Source organism: Halanaerobiales bacterium (assembly GCA_035270125.1).
Lineage (GTDB): Bacteria > Bacillota > Halanaerobiia > Halanaerobiales > DATFIM01 > DATFIM01.
In genome coordinates this window covers 1-2,498 of the sequence record DATFIM010000173.1, presented here as the reverse complement: position 1 = coordinate 2,498, position 2,498 = coordinate 1, and the positions used below count along the sequence as shown (strand labels likewise).

The 2,498-nt window shown below is 32.2% G+C and carries 2 protein-coding genes; both read left to right on the top strand.

The genetic code is table 11. From position 1 onward, the window contains the following. The first annotated feature begins 145 nt into the window (after positions 1–145). Positions 146–676 (top strand): hypothetical protein, encoded by a 531-nt coding sequence (locus VJ881_09175; GenBank protein ID HKL76224.1) that lies wholly within the window; start codon positions 146–148, stop codon positions 674–676. A 130-nt stretch (positions 677–806) separates the two neighbouring features. Beyond that, complete coding sequence (locus VJ881_09170) at positions 807–2,432, top strand: carbon starvation protein A (GenBank protein ID HKL76223.1); 1,626 nt, start codon at positions 807–809, stop codon at positions 2,430–2,432. Positions 2,433–2,498: the final 66 nt, after the last annotated feature.

Genomic DNA, 2,498 nt, shown 5'->3' with positions numbered 1-2,498 from the left:
TCTACAATTCATCTTAAAATAATGATATTTAACCTTAAATTTTTACAGTTCAGTTTCAAAATATTGTTAATAACCTTTTAAACGATTAAAATTAAAATTAGATTAAAAAACAAATGACAAAAATTAAAGGCTGGAGGCAGTTAATATGGAAAATAAAAATTATTTTACAGCTGATGAATATCTCAGTCAACTTAAATTAATGTATAAATCATATTTTGATTTAGAAGAAAATAAAGAAATTGCCGATAAAAAATTTGACCTCTATGCATTTTCCCATGTCCAAAATGAAAAATATTTTGCAAGTAAAAAATTAAAAATATGGGAATATACCAAATATGACCACTGTTTAATTGATATAAACAATAAAAATAACTTAATTCCAGATGAAGACTTTTTGAAAAATACTATAGATGAAATAATAGATCCCCATCGTAATCATAAACAAAGTTATATAACAATTGTAAATATAAGAGAAAATTCATTTACTGAAAAAGAAATAGATAAAATTAAGAACTTCTCTTATTCTAAAAGTTTTCTTTTAGGTTTTAAAGGCTGGTGTGATGTACGCCTAATAGCAGTTGACCTTTCTAATAATAAGGTATATACAAATCAGGAAGGTGAAAAAGTTGCAGACAACTATCAGCCAGAAAGATTTAAAAAAGCAAAATCTTCTTAAATAAATTTATATTTTTTTGAAAGGAGGTGGGTGATACTAGTTAGAGTAGCTACAGTAAAGCTATATTTTTAAACTTATATTTATAAAATATTATTAATTAAAAACAAAATTATTAAAGGGGGAAATGAAATTGAGTATTCCTATTATATTAATTGCTCTCGTATTATTTGTTTTAGCATATTTTACTTATGGTAGTTTTCTCAAAAGAGAATGGGGATTAGATAAAAGTAATGATACTCCTGCTCATAGCATGAACGATGGAGTAGATTATGTTCCAGCTGAGGCTCCTGTATTGCTTGGACACCACTTTGCATCCATTGCTGGTGCAGCACCAATTATTGGACCAATAGCTGCTTCTGGATTTGGATGGCTGCCAGTACTTACCTGGATCATTATTGGTGGTATCTTCTTTGGTGGAGTTCATGATATGGGCTCACTATTTACTTCAGTTAGAAATGGCGGACGTTCAATTGGAGAAGTTATAAATCAGAATATAGGTTCTACCGGAAAAAAACTATTCAGTATTTTTGCCTGGTTAACACTTATTCTGGTTATTAGTGCTTTTATGTCCATAGTTGCTGAAACTTTTGCTTCTACACCTTCAGCTGCTACAGCTTCTATTCTCTTTATTGGTTTAGCTATAGTATTTGGTATAGTTAGAACTCGTTCCAATCTATCACTTGGTTCTTTAACAGTAATTGGAGTTGTTTTATTATTTATTGCTGTTGCAATTGGACTTAATTTCCCAATTCAAATTGGCTATAATACCTGGTTAATTATCTTAACCGCTTATATATTTGTTGCTTCAGTAACTCCAGTCTGGATTTTACTCCAGCCTAGAGATTATCTGAACTCATTCCTTTTATATGCACTTTTAATTGGAGGATTTGTAGGAATAATAGTTGGAGGTCCATCTTTTGAATTACAGTCCTTTACATCTTTCCAGACTTCCAGCGGTTATTTATTCCCGGTTTTATTTGTAACTGTTGCCTGTGGTGCTGTTTCTGGATTCCACTCCTTAGTTGCTTCAGGTACAACTTCCAAACAGTTAAATAAAGAAACTGATTCTCAAATGATTGGATATGGTGGTATGTTAATTGAGTCCTTCCTTGCAGTTATTGCTCTTATTACAGCTGCTATAGTTACAAAAGGGCAGTATTCTGAACTTCTTGCAAATGGTGGACCAGTTAATGTATTTTCAAATGGTATTGGTAATTTAGCTGCAAATTATGGTATTCCATTTAAAGTAGGTATGAACTTTGCTGCTCTTGCTGTATCAGCATTTGCTATGACTACTCTTGATACAGCTACAAGGTTAGCCCGCTTTATTTTCCAGGAATACTTTATAGATGCTGATAGTGTAGAAAAATCAGATAGTCCATTAAGTAATATGTATGTTGCTACATTGATTACAGTAGTACTTTCTGCAGCACTTACTTATTCAGGTGGTTGGTCAACACTCTGGCCAATATTTGGTTCAGCAAACCAGCTACTGGCTGCACTGGCACTACTTTCACTATCTGTCTGGCTTGCTCAAAATGATAAGAAAAACTTCTACACAGTTATTCCAATGGTCTTTATGTTTGCTGTAACATTAACTGCACTTGTTTTCCTTGTATATCAAAACCTTGCAGGTGGAAGTATGATTCTAGCAGTACTTGGAATCCTACTCTTTGCACTTGCAATAGTACTGGTAAAACAGTCTTACAAACATCTTACTAAAGATCCAGAAGAACAAGAAAGAATGAGTGCTTAAACCTTAACCCAAAGTTAACACATTATACCTTACACCCTATATAATGTAAAAAGGCTGGTCTGAGAA

Excerpts from the sequence above, each read along its gene's own strand:
- VJ881_09175 (HKL76224.1), top strand. The coding sequence starts at position 146 with ATGGAAAATAAAAATTATTTTACAGCTGATGAATATCTCAGTCAACTT.